This is a genomic window from Bacillus sp. TE8-1, assembly GCF_008368855.1.
Taxonomy (GTDB): Bacteria; Bacillota; Bacilli; order Bacillales; family Bacillaceae_G; genus Bacillus_A; species Bacillus_A cereus.
Genome location: NZ_QPET01000002.1, coordinates 1 through 18,949 on the forward strand (window position 1 = coordinate 1; position 18,949 = coordinate 18,949).

Consider the following 18,949-nt stretch of genomic DNA (forward strand, 5'->3'; position numbering starts at 1 on the left):
AGCCTCTTTCTTTATTATATATTACGCCTTATGACACTCTGGACAAACGCCATAAATTTCTAAGCGATGACTATTGATAACGAAGCCTGTCGTTTTCGCAGCTTCCTCTTCCAGCTTTTCCAAGCCTCCATAAGGAAAATCAACAATCTTACCACATTTTTCGCAAATCACATGATAATGTTGACTTGTAACATAATCAAATCTACTTGAAGCGTCTCCATAAGTTAATTCCTTTACAAGTCCAACCTCTTTAAACACACGTAAGTTATTATAGACAGTTGCAACACTCATATTTGGAAACTTACCTTCTAATGCTTTATAAATATCATCCGCTGTTGGGTGCGTCATTGATTCCACAAGGTACTCTAAAATAGCATGACGCTGTGGAGTAATGCGTACACCCGTATTTTTCAGCATTTCTAGCGCTTCTTTTAATTCTTCTTTGACCACCGTCATGCACCCCGATTCTATACGGATTATTATTTTATAATTCTTATAAAGAGTGTACTCCTTTTCTTATAAATCGTCAATATTTCTACTATAAGTATGTAGTTTATTTTTATATTCAGGACTTGTTTTTATGTATCTTTCCCTTTTTTCTTCATATATTCCATAGAAAAAAGTGCGACATAATCGCACTTGGAATACTATCATCTGAGGAGGTATGCCCTACACTTCCACTTTATGTAAGGCAGTAAAATATGTATAGACACTTGCCTTGTTTCTGCATATTTTATCTCCAATGTAGATTTATTTTATATAAGAAAGAACATCCTCAATATGTCCTTTCACTTTCACTTTACGCCACTCTTTTACAAGTTCACCGTCTTTATTAATAAGGAATGTAGAACGCTCGATTCCCATATACTCTTTCCCAAAGTTCTTTTTTAACTTCCAAACATCGTATAACTCTGCTACTTTATGATCTTCATCTACTAAAAGTGTAAATGGCAATTCATGTTTCTCAATGAATTTCAAATGTCTATTCGCTGAATCAGGACTTACTCCAAGAATAACCGTATCCTTCTCTTGAAATACTCCATACGCATCACGAAAATCACATGCTTCAGTTGTACATCCTGGCGTCATATCTTTCGGATAAAAATAGAGAACTACATTTTTACCGCGGAAATCAGCTAGGCGAACTTCTTCTCCATTACTTCCCTCTAATGTGAATTCTGGTGCCATTTCTCCTACTGTAATCATAGTTATCACTCCTACTCTTTTCCTTTACTATAACAAATGCTTCCTTATTTTTCATTGTCTATTACAGACCTCATCACAAAAGCAAAAGGGAGTGTATATCCAATTAGTGCTTCTGCGATTGCAATCCATCGCCCAATTCCAATCGGAGATATGTCACCATATCCAACAGACAATAAAGTAACTGCGCTAAAATATAAACAAACTTCGACGAGTTGAAAAGAATGAGCGTTCAAACTTTCTCCGTCCTCTTTCAAAACTGCGAAACCCATTTCCTCTAATACAACGTAACTTAATCCAAATGCGATTAGTACTGTTGTATAGATTAAAAATAATGTGGCCAAATTATAGAGCGAAAAAAAACGCGTTGAATCCGAATAGGAACTCCATAATAATTGGACACTTTTCAAAATAGCGATTGCTGCAATTAATAGAATAAATCCCCATAACATGTCCTCCACCTCATTTTATATGTATGAGGTGGAGAACTGATTTATCCCTTAGAAACGAACAAGCTTCTATAATTAATTACCCGCGCCACGATACCTTTTTACCCCTTGGTTCCAGAGGGTGATTGCAATCGTAAAACAGATAACACCAACAATTGGCGTCGCAAATGCATAACTATTCCATTCTGTTTTTCTTAAAAAGTATGCCGCTGGATATACTCCAACAAACGCAAACGGTAAAACAAACGTTAAAATGAAACGAATTACACGATTATAAATATTAACAGGATAGCGCCCGTAATTACCTATGTTATACATAAGAGGCATAATTGAACTTTTCGCATCCGACCAAAAGCCAAGGCTCGCCAGCGTAACAAATATACCTCCATATACAAGTGCTCCTCCTCCTACCATCAATATAAATAAGAAGAAATCATACCAGTAAAAAGATAATTGTAACTCCACAGCTGCATATCCCATTACAACAATCCCTGTAATAGCTCCAATTAAAGATTCAAGTTCCATTCTTTCTAATATAATTTGAAATAGGCTATGGATCGGCCGCGTTAATACACGATCCATCTCCCCTTTAATAATGTATCGATCATTAAAATCCCATATATTAAAGAAAGCTGAAAAGATGGCAAATGGTACTAAAAAGAAACCATAAATAAAGATTACTTCTTCTCGACTCCATCCCTTCAATGCTTGTGTATGCCCAAATACAACGAGAATAAATATTAAATTAACTGCTTGAAGCGATAAATCAGAAAGTAAACCAACGATAAAATCGCCTCGATACTCCAATTTTGTTTTTATATATTGACTTGCATATTGTAAAAATAAGTTTATATATAGCATCTCATCATCCCCCTTGTACAATTAGACGTTTTCTCGCCGTTCTCCACATGAGTACAATTGGAATAATAAGTACAATCGCCCAAATCACTTGAAATACTAAAGCCTCATACAACTTACTCCCCTGTATACCTTCAGAAAAAATCATACTTGGAATATAACTAATAGCCTGAAACGGTAAAAACATCATTGCTTTTTGGGCCCATAGCGGATAAAAACTAATTGGTAATAATAGACCTGAAAATAAATCAATAACAACGCGTTTTGCATACATAATCCCACTATTATTAAATAGGAAAAACGTAAGCATTCCCGTCATTAAATTAATTTGTGTATTAATAATAAAACTAAATATTAAAGATAAGAAGAAATATAACCACGTTTGAAAATTTGTTGTAATTTGCAACGAAAATAATAACGTAACGATAACCATGCCTGGAATGGAAAAGAAGGCAAAACGAAATATTCCCTCGCCAAGACCTTGCATAACTTTCATTCCCAAATAGTTATACGGACGAATTAATTCTACAGCCACACGTCCTTCTTGAATCTCCATCGCAATTTCCCTATCTATATTATTAAAATAGAAGGCACGTGCCATCCACGCGATTGCGATATACGTGGTCATTTGCGAAATAGATAAACTTTCAATATTCTCTTTTCCGCTATAAATTGCTTGCCATAAAAAATAGTAAGCACCGATATTAATCGTATAAATTAAAATCCCGCTATAGTAATTTGTACGATACGCAAGCATCATTAAAAAGCGAATTCGAATCATTTCAATATACTTACCCATGCGTAATACCTTCTTCATAAATGTTACGAATAATTTCCTCTGTAGACACTTCGTTAATTTTTAAATCTTTAATTTGAAAGGCTTGTACTACTTTAGAAATAAGCATTGAAATAATAACTTCTTCATTCGGAATTTTTGCAACCCATGCATTTTCCTCTTTTGCTTTCGACCAAACGACATGATTATCTGGCATAACCATTGATAAAGCCTGATAGGAAACTGGTGCAACAAACTGAAAGTGAATTTCCTTCTCCGCTCCCCACTGCGTACGAAGATTATTTAAAGAACCGTCATACATAATATTTCCTTCATCCAGCATGATAACGCGCTCACATAAAGCTTCAATATCAGTAATATCGTGTGTTGTTAATAAAATTGTTGTTTTATAACGTTCATTCATTTCTTTTAAAAATTCACGTATTTTCAATTTCACAAGTACATCTAACCCAATTGTTGGCTCATCTAAAAATAATAACGGTGGATTATGAATTAAGGCTGCCGCTAATTCACAACGCATCCTTTGACCAAGAGATAATTTTCGAACTGGTTTATCTAATAAGGGCCCTATATCTAACGTTTCAATTACGTGTTCCATATGCTCCTTATACTGAGCGTCTGATACACCATACACTTTCTTTAATAAACGAAACGATTCTTGTACTGCAATATCCCACCAAAGTTGCGAACGCTGTCCAAAAACAACACCAATTGTTCTTACAAATTCTTCTCTTTGTTTATGTGGGTTCATTCCATTTACTGTGATTTGCCCTGATGTCGGAGTTAAAATCCCCGTAAGCATTTTAATTGTTGTTGATTTACCAGCACCGTTCTCACCGATATAACCAACCATTTCACCTTGCTTCACAGTAAAAGATACATCATTTACTGCTGGTACTATTTTATAATTACGATTTAATAAATCGCGAAATGCACCCTTTAAGCCCGGACGACTTGAATAGGCTGTAAACTCTTTACGTAACCCTTGTACCTCAATTACCGATTTCATAATCGGACCCCCCTCCTAAATGTCACAACGAATAGTTTACCCAACTGCCTTCGCTATCACAAACAATACGTCTTTTCGAAAAACATGTTAGAATAATACATAGATTTTTGTAAGGAGATGAATTGTAGTGAATTTCACAAAGTCAGAAGCATTACATAAAGAAGCTTTAGAGCATATCGTTGGCGGTGTTAACAGTCCTTCTCGTTCTTTTAAAGCAGTTGGCGGCGGCGCTCCTGTTGCTATGGAACGTGGGAAAGGCGCTTATTTCTGGGATGTAGACGGAAATAAATATATCGATTATTTAGCAGCATACGGTCCTATTATTACTGGACATGCTCATCCGCATATAACAAAAGCAATTACAACAGCTGCTGAAAATGGGGTACTTTATGGAACACCAACAGCGCTAGAGGTAAAATTCGCAAAAATGTTAAAAGAAGCAATGCCTGCATTAGATAAAGTCCGTTTCGTAAACTCTGGTACAGAAGCAGTGATGACAACGATTCGTGTTGCTCGTGCTTATACAGGTCGCACAAAAATCATGAAATTTGCTGGTTGTTACCACGGTCATTCTGATTTAGTACTTGTGGCAGCTGGATCTGGCCCTTCTACTTTAGGAACTCCTGACTCAGCTGGCGTACCACAAAGTATCGCACAAGAAGTTATTACCGTTCCATTTAACAATGTAGAAACTTTAAAAGAAGCTTTAGATAAATGGGGTCATGAAGTAGCAGCTATCCTTGTAGAACCGATCGTTGGAAACTTCGGTATTGTAGAGCCTAAACCTGGATTCCTTGAAAAAGTGAATGAACTTGTTCACGAAGCTGGCGCACTAGTAATTTATGATGAAGTTATTACTGCTTTCCGCTTTATGTACGGCGGTGCTCAAGACTTACTTGGTGTTACACCCGACTTAACAGCGCTTGGTAAAGTTATTGGCGGCGGCTTACCAATCGGTGCTTACGGTGGTAAGAAAGAAATTATGGAACAAGTTGCTCCGCTTGGACCTGCATACCAAGCTGGTACAATGGCAGGAAACCCTGCTTCTATGGCATCAGGTATCGCTTGTCTAGAAGTACTTCAACAAGAAGGGCTTTATGAGAAATTAGATGAACTTGGTGCAATGCTTGAAAAAGGAATTTTAGAGCAAGCAGCGAAACATAATATCGACATTACATTAAATCGTCTAAAAGGGGCTTTAACTGTATACTTCACAACTAATACAATTGAAGATTACGATGCCGCACAAGATACAGACGGTGAAATGTTCGGTAAATTCTTCAAGCTTATGCTTCAAGAAGGAGTTAACTTAGCACCTTCTAAATACGAGGCATGGTTCTTAACTACAGAACATACAAAAGAAGATATTGAATATACAATCGAAGCTGTCGGCAGAGCATTTGCTGCCCTAGCAGACAATAAATAATCCCTTCATTAAAAGGAAAAAAGAAAGCTCACCTTTCTTTTTTCCTTTTTTCTATTTCATAAATCACGCATTAATAGTATAATTATTCATAATTATCTGTTTTATATTCTTTTACAGCATTACTATCTCTGTGTACAAGGTGATTTGCACCTTAAATAGTAAGATTATTCTAACTTTTACAAAAGGGGGGATTGACGGATGCTCAATAAAAAAAATACATGGACACCGTCTTTATTTCGAGATTATAGAAATGCAGAACATGATGCGTGTGGAATCGTTTCCGTTATGGAGAAACGAAAAATTGCTACAAAAGAAAACATTGACCTTTGCATACAATCACTCGTCAAAATGAATCATAGAGCTGGTTTCATTAATGGCGAGGGCGATGGCATCGGCATTCACATTGATATACCAAAAACGCTTTGGAATGAAAAACTAAAAAGTAGCGGATATAATCCAACGATTGTGGATCATCCCCACTTTATCGTTGGACATTTTTTTCTAAATAAAAAAGAAAACATTACTGCCTTAAAAGATTATATTCGTACGCAATTAAACAACAAAAACTTTGCAATCATTTTCGAAAGTGATGATGCAACAAACTCAGATGCGCTCGGTCCACTTGGTAAACAAGAAGAACCTTTATTTTGGCAAGTTGCCCTTATCGCAGAAAACGAAATTACAAATATTGAGCAAACATTATTTTCTGTCACAATAAAAATAGAGGAAAACGAAGCAATTCATGTTGCTTCATTAAGTCATGATCATGTTGTATATAAAGTTCTAGGTGCTGGTGATACGCTTGTTGCCTACTATAATGATTTACAACATCCGCTTATCGCTTCAACTATGACATTAGGACATAACCGCTACTCTACTAATACATTATCTAATTTTTTTCGTGTACAACCATTTAGCATTCTCGGACATAATGGTGAAATTAACACAATTGCGAAATTACGCGATCAAGCTGAAATGATTGATGTACCACTTACTGCAGGAGGCAGTGACTCTCAAGATTTAAACCGCACCTTAGAAACCCTACTTGTTCAATACGGCTACAGCTTATTTGAAGCAATGGAAATTCTATTCCCACCAATTATTAATGAAATTAAACTTTATGAAACACCTTTACAAGATTTATATACGTATATACGTGAAGCATGGGGACATTTTGCACAAGGACCAGCTGGCATCATTTCCCGTTTTAAAGATGAAGCTGTTTTCAGCGTTGATTCCCTTGGATTACGCCCAGTATGGAAAGTAGAGACAGAGAGCTCTTATATTTTCTCTTCTGAACCTGGAGTTGTATCACCAACTAAATATGTAGCAGAACCAAAACCACTCGCTCCTGGAGAAAAAGTCGGATTAAAATGGAATGAACAAGATGAACTTGTTCTTTATGAATATGACAAATATCAAATCCAAGTATATAACCGTTTTAAAAAGCGAATTGATACTACCAATTACCATTTAAATTTATCTATCCCTGAAACGAAAAAAATCCAAGGGCTATGTGATTCTGTTCAAGTTGAAACGAAACAATACGTCGCTTTCGGATGGGACCGAGAACATATTCAACTTCTTGAACAGATGGCAACAAAAGGCGTTGAGCCAATACGCTCACTTGGGCATGACTCACCACTTGCCGCACTCGATACTGATAGACGAAATATCGCTGACTTTATTAAAGAAAGTGTAGCTGTTGTTACAAACCCTGCAATTGATCGTGACCGTGAAATTGAACACTTCTCTACACGTACTGTACTTGGAGAGCGTCCAAGTTTATTAAGCGGCGCAAAACGGCCATTTGTAGTTGAAATGCTTTCACCAATTATTTTAGAAGGCAGCGTGGCACAACCTATTGCAGAGGAATTACACACAATTACGTACGAACAACTCATAGAGCTATTTAAGACTCATAACTCTATCGCCACAATCTCTGCTACATTCAGCTCGTCAGAAACTCTGCAATGCGCATTAAGCCGCATTAGTTCTGAAGCGATAGCTGCTGTTAACAATGGCGCTTCCCTACTAGTATTAGATGACGCAAAAGCCCATCTAAATGAACGATTGTGGATTGATCCACATTTAGTTACTGCTAAAGTACATCAAGCATTAAGTGAAAATAAATTACGCCGCAATTGTTCTCTCGTTATACGTTCTGGTGCTCTTCGCTCCTTACATGACATTGTCACGCTATATGGATTAGGAGCAGATGGTATTAATCCATATTTATTATTCGCGACTGTAAATGATGGAACAAAAACACCAATTACGAATCTATATAATGCACTTAATAAAGGATTAGAAAAAGTCATTTCAACAATTGGAATTCATGAGTTACGTGGTTACGGACGTCTCTATTCATCTATTGGGTTACATGAAGAAATCGCAAATATATTACAGATTACAAATTTCTTCGGTTCAAATGATTTAGCCTTTTCACTTGAATCACTTGTTGAAGATGCAAAAATACGAGCAGAGGATTATAACAATCCTAAAATTAGAATGCGAAAATCATTTCATATATTCCCGCGAATTTGGAAAGCAATCGGCGATGTTGCAAAAGGAAATTCTTATGATGATTACCGTGACAAGTTAAGTGAACTAGAAGAGAATAATCCAATTGCAATCAGACACCTTGTTCAAACGAAACAAACAAAACATGTCGTTCCAACTGAAGAAGTATCTATCGGCATCAAAAATCATAATTTACCATTTATTATTAGTTCTATGTCATTTGGTTCTCAAAACGAAATTGCCTTTCGCGCATATGCAGAAGCAGCCGATCAGCTAAATATGATTAGCTTGAACGGTGAAGGCGGCGAAATTAAAGATATGATTGGAAAATATCCACATACACGTGGACAACAAGTGGCATCTGGGCGATTTGGAGTAAATGCCGAACTACTAAACTCATCAAACTTAATTGAAATCAAAATCGGTCAAGGCGCAAAGCCTGGGGAAGGTGGGCATTTACCTGGTTCAAAAGTGACAGCCAAAATCGCTGAAGCACGTAATGCGACAATCGGCTCAGATTTAATTTCACCTTCTAATAACCATGATATTTATTCAATTGAAGATTTAGCTCAAATGATTACAGAAATTAAAACAGCTAATCAACTTGCCAAAGTAGCCGTGAAAGTCCCTGTTGTTCCTAATATCGGAACAATTGCTGTCGGTATCGCCAAAGCTGGCGCTGATTTTATTAACATTAGTGGATTCGATGGCGGAACAGGCGCTGCACGTATTCACGCATTGCAGCATGTAGGTCTCCCTGTAGAAATTGGTGTTAAAGCCGCTCACAACGCTTTATTAGAAGCAAGCATGAGACATAAAGTAGAGATTTGGGCAGATGGTGGTATTCGAAGTGTAAATGATGCCTTGAAAATCATGCTCCTCGGAGCAAACCGTATTGGATTTGGCACACTATCAATGATTGCAATCGGCTGTACTACTTGCCGTGGGTGCCATCTAGATACTTGCCATGTTGGAATTGCGACACAAATCGAGTCTGAAGCACAAGCAAAAGAACATGGGTTACGCCGCTTCGTCCCACGCGAATTAGAAAGCGCAGTTGCTGGCCTGCTAAATTTATTCACCTCTTTCGGTGTAGAACTAAAACGATTAACAGGACAGCTTGGTTATACAAATTTACAAGCAATTGTTGGGCGTTCTGATTTATTAGAGCAAGTTCGAGGCGAAAATTTATTAAACTTACGTAATTTACTACAAATAATAGAACATCCATCTGTTACAACAACAGAAGGCGTACCGGAAAAACAATTTAAGACAGTTCATTCCGCTGACTCAAAAGAATTGGTAGGCGTTGGTGTAGAGCAACGCGTTATGGGTGGTCTAGAATCATGTTATCGCGTTCGCAGTAAACTATATGAAGCTACTCAACTTGAACCACTTACATTAAAGTATACGAATGGTTCTATTCCCGGAAATGGGTTAGGTGCTTACAATAGTGAAAATTTATTTATACACGTAAATGGCGGCGCACAAGATGGCATTGGTAAAACTTCCTTTGGTGGTGGGATTTATATAACGAAATCAAAAGGAAAAGACGGAGTATATTATAACGGTTCTGTCGGAAAAGGATTTGGATATGGTGCACAAAAAGGGGCACTATACGTGCAAGGGAACGCTGATGCTCGCGCTGGCATTCGCCTTTCTGGGGCAGACATGATAATTGGAGGTAGAATAACAAAACCACTCCGTGAAAAAGAGCAAGGAAATATAGGTGCATACTCCAATATTAAAGGTTTTGCTTTTGAATATATGACAAATGGGCGAGCGCTTGTTTTAGGTGACCCTGGTCCATGGATTTGCGCTGGCATGACTGGCGGTGTTGTTTATTTGCGCCGTGATTCAAACTTAGGCTTAACAGAACAGGCCTTAAAAAGAAGAATCGCAAAAGGCGCAAATGTTACATTACAACCAATTAGTAAAAATGGTTTGAAAGATGTAACTGAATTATTGCTAGACTATATTCGTGTACTAAACGAGCACGAGCAATATGAGGAAGTTGCTTTGTTAACACCATTATTAGATGATATACAGAACAAGTTTTTTGAGATTATCCCGAAAAAAGAACAGGCAGATCCATCTATCTCAACAGAGTAAAATGAGTAATTTTCATTATTAAGAAAAAATTGACGAAGTACGCTTCTCATAGTAATCTATAGTAACAATTTGAGACCTGCTGAAATTCAGCAGGTTTTTTTACTAAAAACTGATGTTTAAAAGGAATTAGGAAAAATTATAAAGTGAAACTTTAATTAGCCTACACCAATCGGACGTTTACCGGCATCCAGCTTCTGAATTTTGAGGCGTGAATCTTACTACTCACAATTAGCGGGATAAAATGAACACTAATTTCTTTTAACGTCACTAAAATATCACTTGCTAACATATTGTAATGAATGTATAGTATCATGTTGTACATTCATTATGACAAGAGAAAGGATCTTATTAAGGGTATGAAACTTGGTGCTCGCATTTTAAAAACGGGTATTGCCATCACGTTAGCTTTATTTGCTTGTATTTTACTTCAATTACCGAGTCCGGTATTTGCGGGAATTTCAGCTATCTTTGCTGTCCAACCGTCTGTATACCGTTCTTATTTAACAGCACTTGAACAAATTCAAGCAAATGTAATTGGTGCGATATTTGCTATCGCATTTGCTACTGCTTTTGGACATAATCCTTTTATTATTGGATTAACATGTATATTAGTAATTGCTCTTACATTACAATTACGATTAGAAAACACAATATCAATTGCTTTAGTAACAGTTATCGCCATTATGGAGTATCAAGGCGAAGATTTCTTTAGTTTTGCCTTACTTCGATTTGCGACGATTATGATTGGTATTATTGCGGCTTCACTTGTAAATTTAGTATTTATGCCGCCAAAATATGAAACAAAACTTTATCATCGTATCGTTGATAATACAGAAGAAATTGTAAAATGGATTCGAATGAATAGCAGGCAGGCTTCTGATTTTACAACGCTAAAAACTGATATTGATCGTATGAAAGAAAAAATGATCAAACTAAACCATTACTATTTGCTGTATAAAGAAGAAAGAAGCTACACGAAAAAAGTAAAGTTCGCAAAAATTCGTAAGCTCGTTTTATTCAGACAAATGTTAGCGACAACAAGCCGTGCTTTAAGTACGTTAAAATCATTACACCGTACTGAAAATGAACTGCGCTATATGCCGGAAGAATTTCAGGAATCTATCCAAAACGAACTTGACTCATTAACGCATTATCATGAACAAGTTTTATTAAAATTTATTGGTAAAGCAAAAAAACAACAATCAGTTGAAATGCTTGATGAAGTTGAAACAGGTAAACAAGAATTAATTGATATCTTTATGGAATATCAAAATAAAGACGATGAAGAAGCATATAAAACATGGTTACATCTCTTCCCTCTTATTTCTTCCATCATTAACTATAGTGAAGAAGTAGAGCATTTAGATTTGCTTGTAGATAGCTTCTACACATACCATAAACCAGAAAAAGAACTCCAAATCGATGATAAAAAAGAAGACGAATAAAAAACAGCTCCTTTTATGCTAAAGGAGCTGTTTCTGTTATATGTTGAAGTTGATATAAATTGTAATAAAATCCTCTTTTTCGCATTAACTCTTCATGAGAACCAGTCTCTTTAATCTCACCGTCTTCAATGTAAATAATCGTATCAACATGCGTAATCGTCGCTAATCGATGTGCAATTATAATCGTTGTCCGGTCAGCAGCTAACGTCTGAAGCGCCTCTTGAATATACCTTTCATTTTCTAAATCTAATGCTGAAGTTGCTTCATCTAATATAAGTACCGAAGGATTCTTTAGAAACACTCGTGCAATTGCCACGCGTTGTCTTTGCCCGCCCGATAGCTTCACACCACGTTCTCCAACGACAGTATTATAACCATCTGGTAAGTCTATAATAAAATCATGAATTTGCGCAGCTTTAGCAGCTGCAATCACCTCTTTCTCTGTAGCCTTCGGATTTCCATATAAAATATTAGCTCCAATTGTATCGCTAAACAATAAATTATCTTGCAGTACAATTCCAATATGACTACGCAAATTTCTCATATTATACTTTCTTACATCTATGCCATCTACATAAACCGTGCCTTCAGAAACATCATAGAAACGCGGGATCAAACTAGCAAGAGATGACTTTCCTCCCCCACTCGCTCCTACAAGCGCTACTTTCTCTCCAGGTTGCATAGTTAATGACAAGTTGTGTAATATCTCTTTTTCATCTGCATTATAACGAAAAGAAACATTGTCAAATACAATTTCTCCATTTAATTTTTTCGTTTGTACCGCATTTGGTACATTAACAATATCGTATTTTTCATCTAACAGTTCAAACACACGGTCCATCGATGCAAAAGATTGTGTTAATGTTGTAGATGAATTAACAAGGCGGCGAAGCGGACTATATAAACTATCCATATATCCAACAAAAGCTACCATCGTTCCTAGCGTTAACTGCCCTTGAATTACTTCATATGCTGCAAAACCAATCACAAGTAACGGACCTAAATCGGTTAACGTGTTTACTGCCGAAAATGTTCTTGCCGTCCAACTTGTATGGGTTAATGCTTTCGTTAAAAATTCATTATTTCTTTTTTCAAACTGCTTCCCCTCATACTCTTCTAACGCAAAGCTACGTGTCACTTGCATTCCTTGAATACGTTCATGCAAATACCCTTGCATCGTCGCTAACGCTTGTGAACGCTCTTTCGTCAATTTCCGAAGACGTCCGAAAAAATATTTCACTGCAATTACATAAATAGGTAAAATCAATAACGCAACAAATGTTAATTTTATATTCATAGAAAACATAACAATGATAGCAATAGCAATTGTTGCAGTATCTAACCAGACGTTCATCAAACCAGTAATTACAAAATCTTTCGTTTGTTCTACATCATGGATGACACGCGAAATAATCTCCCCTGTTTTTGTATTGGAGTAATAACGTAAACTTAACTTTTGTAAGTGACCGAAAATATGCTTCCGCAAATCATACAGTATTGTATTTGCGATACGTTGGGCGAAATATTGACGATAATATTCAATCGGTGGTCTTAATACCGCAAAAATAAAGAAAGCAATTCCAATCGCTGTTATTAATTGAGATGTTTTATCTTGAAGTGAGCCAGCGCCTTGAATTACATCATCGATAATATACTTTAATAACCACGGCATAATAAGTGGGATACCGAACTTAACTAGTCCAATAATAATTGTAATAGCAATAAGCCATCGATATGGTTTAACAAATTGTAAATATCTTTTTATGCCTTGCACATAATCCCCCCTCTAATAGGACAAACCTGCCGGGAAGCCCCCTGCAGGTTTGTTTTAATTTCTGTACATTAAATATCGTTCATACCACATATCTACGAAATCTGGTGCAAATGGACCTTTTCTTTGATGAATCCACTGTGTTAAATGTGCTACATTTCGTTTTAAAATTGTATCAATAACAGGTGGATACTGCATAATTTCACTATGTTTTTCATACTCATCTTCATCTAGAAGCGTATATGTCATATCTGGATATACTTTAATATCTAAATCATAATCAATATACTTTAATGCTTCAGGATCATACGCAAAAGGTGAGCTTAAATTACAATAATAATATACGCCATCTTCCCTAAGCATCCCAATCACATTAAACCAATAGTTGGCATGAAAATAACAAATTGCTGGTTCACGAGTAATCCATGTTCGGCCATCCGATTCTGTAACTACTGTACGATCATTCGCTCCGATTACAAGACTCTGTGTCCCTTTTAAAATTGTTGTTTCTTCCCACATTCTATGAATGGAGCCATTATGTTTATAACTATGTATTTGTACTTTTTCTCCTTCTTTGGGAAATCCCATATATGCTCCCTTCTTTCAACTGCAAATGCCCTTTGAACGGCATTCACTTTTTTTCTATTATAACTTTTTTGTCGAAATTTTAAAACTAAAGGGATAAGACTCTATTTTTCAAACTGAATATGCAGGAGGTTTATCGTTGAATACTATGCCCCACCGCTTCTTAGGAGATAAAAGGATTGTACTGTATTATTTATAAGCGAGGACACGTAATAGAAAAAGCCCTTCTCTATTTCCATACAAAGAAGGACTTTTCACCTAAAGATAACAATATATCTTATCCTAAATTTGAAATCATTTTTTCAGTTGCAAAAGATTGAATTACACTATTCGTTTGTTCTTCAAATTTCTCATGTAACATCTTCAACGCTACTTCTGTTCTATATATTTCCTGGCGGATAAAATGCAGTTCTTTTTTATCGCACGTATCTTTTTCATTCATTTCAATTTGTTGATACTTCTCTAGATGTGCTTGTAACTTTAACAATTCATCCATCGTTTCTAATTGCTCCCCTACCAACTTATCAAAATCGTTCATTACTTACCCCCTTTTGGACTTATTCATCAGTTATTATTCCTAATTACATAATTCTAATTGTTAACTTCCTTCTCCTTTGACTACATTTGTTGACTTATTAGAAGTTATGTCGTTCGCTTTCTTTTCATTACAACGATCCACGCAAAAAGAAAACACTTCTCCCGAATTAGAGAAGTGTTTTTCTTTCATTACTGATTTGAGCTAGAAGATTGTGATTGTTTTGCAGCTGACTTAGCATTTTGTTTTTTCACAGAATGCACGTCTGTTTCAGTTGCAAATTCTGTACCATAACTAGCGTTTGCACTTTGTGCACCAGAAGCTTGTGCTTTCTTTGCTTCTGATTGTGCGTTTGCTTGTTTTACAGCTTGTACATCTGTTTCAGTTGAAAACTCTGTACCATAACTAGCATTTGTACTTTGAATGCTAGCACCAGAAGTTGCTTTGTTATAACCTTGTTGTTTTTTACTCATCTTTCTCACCTCCACAATCAATAATGTAACCAATTCACTTAGAAGCTATCCGTAATTTTCTTTTGAATAATTTCCGCATATATCTTTTGTTACTTATTCAAACTATAAGAAATGGAGGTGGAAATATGTATATAGGACGCGATATGACTGAACTAACGATGATTTCAAAAAATGAATGGAAAGAAGATGAATTAGCTTATTTTCATCACTCACTACAACAGGTTCTGCCTTATTTAAATGTAGAAGGGCAAAGTATTTACAAAGAAATTGTAGTAGAAATCGAATCAAGAGGCGGCTTACAAGAAGGTGAAGCTAGTTGGACTCATGGGACAAAAATTTCTTACGATTAAAAAAGTGTTCCCTAGATTGGGAACACTTTTTTATTTATTGCATTGTAATTTTCTCCACACAATTTTCATAAATAGTACGGTGTGATTTTGAGAAAGGTAATTGCTCAAATACCTCTTTCGATACAAATTTTAATGTATCTGTATCAACAATATTACCGGTTACTTTTCCGTAAAATACAAATATATCCCAAGTACGATGTGTAAACGTATGTTGTACATTCATTGCGTATTCATCAATAGAAACCTCGAGCTCAAATTTTTCTTTCATATAATCTATAAGCTGTTCCTTCTGATTTCGAATACCTTCTCCAAGTTCAGCATTAGGAAACTCCCACATGTTAGCTAACAAACCTGTACTTGGACGTTTATTAATAACGTAACGACCGTCTTCAGTTTGAAGTACGCCTGCAACAATAGGTACCATTTTAGGAGCTTTCGCTTTACTTTTTACTGGTAATTCTTTTTGAACACCTTCAGCATATCCTCTGCAATGCTCACGCACAGGACAAAGTAAGCACGATGGATTTTTAGGAATACAAATCAATGCACCTAATTCCATCAATCCTTGATTAAAATAAGATGGGTTTTCTACTGAAATAATTTCACGCACAATCTCTTCAAAAACTTTTCGAGTCTTTGGTTTTGCAATATCATCCCATACTGATAAAATACGAGATAATACACGCATAACATTTCCATCAACTGCCGGCTCTGGTATACCATATGCGATACTTAAAATAGCACCTTTTGTATATGGTCCTACTCCTTTTAACTTTTCAATTTTCTTTACATCACTTGGTACAACCCCGCCGTATACTTCTTTTACCTCTTTTACTGCCGCATGTAAATTACGTGCTCTAGAATAATATCCTAAACCTTCCCATGCTTTTAATACTTCTTCATCATCAGCGTTCGCTAACGCTTCAAGTGTAGGAAACTTCCCCATAAAATTTGCGTAATATGGTTTTACAGCTTCTACTCTTGTTTGCTGCAACATAATTTCAGAAACCCAAACGCGGTATGGATCTTTATTCTTTCTCCACGGTAAGTCGCGCTGTTCTTCTTCAAACCAACCAATTAAATCATTTTGAAACTGCTCTATATTAAAATTGTTTAGTATTTCAAGTGTCAAACTTGATCCCCCTCATTTTTTTGCATATAAGTACTATTATAAAGATTTTAGGAAAAAATTTAAGTAAGATGACATAGGAAATAGAAGGCAAAGGACTTGAGGTATCGAATAAAAAGAGTTACATTAATAAAAAACGGAGGTGGATTTCTATGGACACAGCCACTCACCTTGTTATGGGTATCACTTTAGGTAGCTTAGCAACATTAGATCCAGCCATAGCACAAAGTGATATTGGCCCCCAAGCTGTTATGCTTGCTACAATTGCTGGTTCCAACATTCCTGACATTGACACAGTTTTAAAATTGCGTAATAACGCTAAATATATAAGAAATCATCGTGGGATTACTCATTCTATTCCTGCGGTAATTCTTTGGTCATTCCTTATAAGTGGCATCTCTTTCGCCTTCTTTTCAGAAGCTCCATATCTTCATCTACTACTTTGGTCATTTATTGCCGTCTTTCTTCACGTCTTTGTAGATATTTTCAACGCCTATGGTACACAAGCATTACGACCTTTCACAAAAAAATGGGTCGCACTTGGCATAATTAATACATTCGATACCGTAATTTTCTTTATCCATATACTTGCAATTGCTTGCATGCTCGTCGGTTCTCATAAGGGATATACAGCTTTAGCGGCATATATATTAATGATTGTTTACTATATCGGACGGATTATGATGCACAGAAATATAAGAAGCGTTGTACACAAACGTTTCAAAAATGTCGAAAAGATTATCATTTCTCCTTCTTACCGATTTTATCATTACCATTTAGCAGTCGTTACGGCTGATTATTACTACGTTGCGAGATGGCACCGTGGTAACATCATGATATATGATAAGTTCGATCGGATACCGTTCCCAGACAATAATATTATGCGAGCAGCTAAACAAGATGAAAACATCTCAGCCTTCCTATCTTTCTCTCCTGTATATCGCTGGGATATTTTTGATCATGACCATTATTATGAAGTACGATTCATTGATTTACGATATCGAAGTAAAGATTATTATCCATTTGTTGCAATCGTTCAGCTCGACCACAATTTAAATATTATTAGTTCCTATACAGGATGGATCTTTAGTGAAGAAAAGCTTCGAAAAAAACTGGAATTACTTCCACATTAAAAAAAGCGACTTAAGTCGCTTTTTTTAATGTTTCAAATGATCTTCTTGATTAATTAAATGACTATACTTCGGATTATTTGTCCGCATTTCATGAAGGCGTACACCATGATTATTAATCCATGATCGTACCACTTGTTCCGTCATTTCATCGCCTTGATAACGACCTGATTTTGCATAAGTTGTTTGAAAATCTTCCCATAGTAACTCAACCCACGCACGAGCTTGTGCGTAAGAAAGCTTGTCATTCTTGTCTAATAATTCTTTCGTTAATGTTTCATAAATATCATTCATATTATAATCTCCTTTTACCTATTTATCCCTTCATTTCTAAAGGATAGTTTCTTCAATTTTGCACATTCTATAATTGATACTTCTTAAAGAGGTATCAACCGATAATGAGGAGGGCGTTCGCAATGGGTAAACAAGCCGAATTTTGGTCTGAGTCAAAAAACAACAGCAAAATCGACGGTCAACCGAAAGCGAAATCACGCTTCGCTTCGAAACGACCTAACGGCACAATTAACACGCACCCACAAGAACGTATGCGTGCTGCAAATCAGCAGGAAGAATAGTACAAATTAAATTAACTTCCTACACGAGGTGATAAAGATGAGCTACCGTGATCGCTTAGATAGTCGTTCTGAATTATTTAACCATACGTGGACTCGTCCAAAACATGCGAAAGCACAAGTTAACGGACAGACGCAACAAACCCAGTCTCTCATTATATTGGCAAATGAATGTAAAAAACGCCAATTTTAGAATCTCCTATCTCCTTTAACGCCTACCAAAGATGAAAACCAGAGAGATATATGCTCTCTGGTTTTTATTTTTCTTGCAATAAGGAAATTGGTATGCCAATCTCTTCATTATCATTTTGCTTATATCCCCAAGCAAATACCCCATTGAAATACGTAATTTTAAATAATACACCAGGTTCTTCTACTAATTCATATGTTTCACCAATACGGAATTTGTTTACATCCGTCATATAAGCACGAGCCATTGCCATTTTTCTCATTAATACATCAAATTCATTGACAATCCCAAGCTGCTCAGCTTTTACTGCTTGCTCCTTCAAAGCGCCAATTTCTTCCCTTAGCTCATGCGGTGTCATTTCACTGTAGCGTTTTGGCATATTCATCTTATTCT

General features: G+C 36.1%; 20 protein-coding genes. 7 read left to right on the forward strand and 13 right to left on the reverse strand.

What is annotated here, in order from left to right; translation table 11 throughout:
• Positions 1 to 21: 21 nt before the first annotated feature.
• The 6 genes from perR to DN404_RS01390 all read right to left on the reverse strand — a co-directional run bounded on the left by perR (position 22) and on the right by DN404_RS01390 (position 4,315).
• On the reverse strand, positions 22 to 450 hold the full coding sequence (perR, locus tag DN404_RS01365) for a peroxide-responsive transcriptional repressor PerR (protein ID WP_000237829.1): 429 nt from the start codon (positions 448 to 450) through the stop codon (positions 22 to 24).
• A 300-nt stretch (positions 451 to 750) separates the two neighbouring features.
• Positions 751 to 1,206 (reverse strand): thioredoxin-dependent thiol peroxidase, encoded by a 456-nt coding sequence (gene bcp, locus DN404_RS01370; protein WP_000633710.1) that lies wholly within the window; start codon positions 1,204 to 1,206, stop codon positions 751 to 753.
• A 44-nt stretch (positions 1,207 to 1,250) separates the two neighbouring features.
• A complete protein-coding gene (locus DN404_RS01375) occupies positions 1,251 to 1,655 on the reverse strand; it encodes a potassium channel family protein (RefSeq protein ID WP_000964343.1) in 405 nt (134 codons plus the stop codon).
• 72 nt (positions 1,656 to 1,727) lie between these two features.
• Positions 1,728 to 2,513 carry an ABC transporter permease gene (locus DN404_RS01380; RefSeq protein WP_000965773.1) on the reverse strand — a complete coding sequence of 262 codons (786 nt, stop codon included), beginning with the start codon at positions 2,511 to 2,513 and terminating at the stop codon, positions 1,728 to 1,730.
• A 4-nt stretch (positions 2,514 to 2,517) separates the two neighbouring features.
• A complete protein-coding gene (locus DN404_RS01385) occupies positions 2,518 to 3,309 on the reverse strand; it encodes an ABC transporter permease (protein ID WP_000521519.1) in 792 nt (263 codons plus the stop codon).
• The gene (locus DN404_RS01390; protein WP_000843655.1) at positions 3,302 to 4,315 is read right to left on the reverse strand and encodes an ABC transporter ATP-binding protein; all 1,014 of its coding nucleotides are present in this window, start codon (positions 4,313 to 4,315) and stop codon (positions 3,302 to 3,304) included. The genes DN404_RS01385 and DN404_RS01390 overlap by 8 nt, the downstream gene beginning before the upstream one ends.
• Before the next feature lie 127 nt (positions 4,316 to 4,442).
• On the opposite strand from DN404_RS01390, the gene hemL reads away from it, so the two are divergent.
• The 3 genes from hemL to DN404_RS01405 all read left to right on the forward strand — a co-directional run bounded on the left by hemL (position 4,443) and on the right by DN404_RS01405 (position 11,821).
• A complete protein-coding gene (gene hemL, locus DN404_RS01395) occupies positions 4,443 to 5,741 on the forward strand; it encodes a glutamate-1-semialdehyde-2,1-aminomutase (protein ID WP_001011863.1) in 1,299 nt (432 codons plus the stop codon).
• Positions 5,742 to 5,939: 198 nt separating this feature from the next.
• The gene (locus tag DN404_RS01400; protein ID WP_000932758.1) at positions 5,940 to 10,376 is read left to right on the forward strand and encodes a glutamate synthase-related protein; all 4,437 of its coding nucleotides are present in this window, start codon (positions 5,940 to 5,942) and stop codon (positions 10,374 to 10,376) included.
• A 356-nt stretch (positions 10,377 to 10,732) separates the two neighbouring features.
• Positions 10,733 to 11,821 (forward strand): aromatic acid exporter family protein, encoded by a 1,089-nt coding sequence (locus tag DN404_RS01405; RefSeq protein WP_000765787.1) that lies wholly within the window; start codon positions 10,733 to 10,735, stop codon positions 11,819 to 11,821.
• Between the two features lie 13 nt (positions 11,822 to 11,834).
• On the opposite strand, the gene DN404_RS01410 is transcribed toward DN404_RS01405, so the two are convergent.
• From DN404_RS01410 to DN404_RS01425, 4 genes are all read right to left on the reverse strand, one after another.
• The gene (locus DN404_RS01410) at positions 11,835 to 13,595 is read right to left on the reverse strand and encodes an ABC transporter ATP-binding protein (RefSeq protein ID WP_001161598.1); all 1,761 of its coding nucleotides are present in this window, start codon (positions 13,593 to 13,595) and stop codon (positions 11,835 to 11,837) included.
• Positions 13,596 to 13,649: 54 nt separating this feature from the next.
• The gene (ntdP, locus tag DN404_RS01415) at positions 13,650 to 14,180 is read right to left on the reverse strand and encodes a nucleoside tri-diphosphate phosphatase (protein WP_000506622.1); all 531 of its coding nucleotides are present in this window, start codon (positions 14,178 to 14,180) and stop codon (positions 13,650 to 13,652) included.
• A gap of 274 nt (positions 14,181 to 14,454) precedes the next feature.
• Entirely contained in the window at positions 14,455 to 14,715 is a 261-nt protein-coding gene (locus tag DN404_RS01420) for a YgaB family protein (protein ID WP_000997575.1), read from the reverse strand.
• Between the two features lie 188 nt (positions 14,716 to 14,903).
• Positions 14,904 to 15,185: a gamma-type small acid-soluble spore protein gene (locus DN404_RS01425; protein ID WP_000039046.1), complete on the reverse strand. Its 282-nt coding sequence runs from the start codon at positions 15,183 to 15,185 to the stop codon at positions 14,904 to 14,906.
• Between the two features lie 125 nt (positions 15,186 to 15,310).
• Between DN404_RS01425 and DN404_RS01430 the strand changes: the two genes are divergently transcribed.
• Complete coding sequence (locus DN404_RS01430; protein ID WP_000275436.1) at positions 15,311 to 15,535, forward strand: hypothetical protein; 225 nt, start codon at positions 15,311 to 15,313, stop codon at positions 15,533 to 15,535.
• A gap of 34 nt (positions 15,536 to 15,569) precedes the next feature.
• Here the strand turns inward: DN404_RS01430 and mutY are convergent, their stop codons facing one another.
• Entirely contained in the window at positions 15,570 to 16,667 is a 1,098-nt protein-coding gene (mutY, locus tag DN404_RS01435; protein ID WP_000171397.1) for an A/G-specific adenine glycosylase, read from the reverse strand.
• Between the two features lie 149 nt (positions 16,668 to 16,816).
• Between mutY and DN404_RS01440 the strand changes: the two genes are divergently transcribed.
• On the forward strand, positions 16,817 to 17,797 hold the full coding sequence (locus DN404_RS01440) for a metal-dependent hydrolase (RefSeq protein ID WP_000379109.1): 981 nt from the start codon (positions 16,817 to 16,819) through the stop codon (positions 17,795 to 17,797).
• 24 nt (positions 17,798 to 17,821) lie between these two features.
• Here the strand turns inward: DN404_RS01440 and DN404_RS01445 are convergent, their stop codons facing one another.
• Entirely contained in the window at positions 17,822 to 18,088 is a 267-nt protein-coding gene (locus DN404_RS01445; protein ID WP_000998166.1) for a YfhJ family protein, read from the reverse strand.
• Positions 18,089 to 18,210: 122 nt separating this feature from the next.
• Here DN404_RS01445 and DN404_RS01450 point away from each other — a divergent pair, with 122 nt between their 5' ends.
• The gene (locus tag DN404_RS01450) at positions 18,211 to 18,369 is read left to right on the forward strand and encodes a small, acid-soluble spore protein K (RefSeq protein WP_000517891.1); all 159 of its coding nucleotides are present in this window, start codon (positions 18,211 to 18,213) and stop codon (positions 18,367 to 18,369) included.
• A 37-nt stretch (positions 18,370 to 18,406) separates the two neighbouring features.
• Positions 18,407 to 18,559: a YpzG family protein gene (locus DN404_RS01455; RefSeq protein ID WP_000122093.1), complete on the forward strand. Its 153-nt coding sequence runs from the start codon at positions 18,407 to 18,409 to the stop codon at positions 18,557 to 18,559.
• A gap of 64 nt (positions 18,560 to 18,623) precedes the next feature.
• Here DN404_RS01455 and DN404_RS01460 read toward each other — a convergent pair whose 3' ends face one another.
• Positions 18,624 to 18,941, reverse strand: a complete 318-nt coding sequence (locus tag DN404_RS01460; RefSeq protein WP_001057025.1) for a YfhH family protein — start codon at positions 18,939 to 18,941, stop codon at positions 18,624 to 18,626.
• Positions 18,942 to 18,949 lie beyond the last annotated feature (8 nt).

Coding starts and splice junctions, on each gene's coding strand:
- bcp (WP_000633710.1), bottom strand. CDS start 1,206: ATGATTACAGTAGGAGAAATGGCACCAGAATTCACATTAGAGGGAAGT.
- DN404_RS01375 (WP_000964343.1), bottom strand. CDS start 1,655: ATGTTATGGGGATTTATTCTATTAATTGCAGCAATCGCTATTTTGAAA.
- DN404_RS01380 (WP_000965773.1), bottom strand. CDS start 2,513: ATGCTATATATAAACTTATTTTTACAATATGCAAGTCAATATATAAAA.
- DN404_RS01385 (WP_000521519.1), bottom strand. CDS start 3,309: ATGGGTAAGTATATTGAAATGATTCGAATTCGCTTTTTAATGATGCTT.
- DN404_RS01390 (WP_000843655.1), bottom strand. CDS start 4,315: ATGAAATCGGTAATTGAGGTACAAGGGTTACGTAAAGAGTTTACAGCC.
- DN404_RS01400 (WP_000932758.1), top strand. CDS start 5,940: ATGCTCAATAAAAAAAATACATGGACACCGTCTTTATTTCGAGATTAT.
- DN404_RS01405 (WP_000765787.1), top strand. CDS start 10,733: ATGAAACTTGGTGCTCGCATTTTAAAAACGGGTATTGCCATCACGTTA.
- ntdP (WP_000506622.1), bottom strand. CDS start 14,180: ATGGGATTTCCCAAAGAAGGAGAAAAAGTACAAATACATAGTTATAAA.
- DN404_RS01420 (WP_000997575.1), bottom strand. CDS start 14,715: ATGAACGATTTTGATAAGTTGGTAGGGGAGCAATTAGAAACGATGGAT.
- DN404_RS01425 (WP_000039046.1), bottom strand. CDS start 15,185: ATGAGTAAAAAACAACAAGGTTATAACAAAGCAACTTCTGGTGCTAGC.
- DN404_RS01430 (WP_000275436.1), top strand. CDS start 15,311: ATGTATATAGGACGCGATATGACTGAACTAACGATGATTTCAAAAAAT.
- DN404_RS01440 (WP_000379109.1), top strand. CDS start 16,817: ATGGACACAGCCACTCACCTTGTTATGGGTATCACTTTAGGTAGCTTA.
- DN404_RS01445 (WP_000998166.1), bottom strand. CDS start 18,088: ATGAATGATATTTATGAAACATTAACGAAAGAATTATTAGACAAGAAT.
- DN404_RS01450 (WP_000517891.1), top strand. CDS start 18,211: ATGGGTAAACAAGCCGAATTTTGGTCTGAGTCAAAAAACAACAGCAAA.
- DN404_RS01455 (WP_000122093.1), top strand. CDS start 18,407: ATGAGCTACCGTGATCGCTTAGATAGTCGTTCTGAATTATTTAACCAT.
- DN404_RS01460 (WP_001057025.1), bottom strand. CDS start 18,941: ATGAATATGCCAAAACGCTACAGTGAAATGACACCGCATGAGCTAAGG.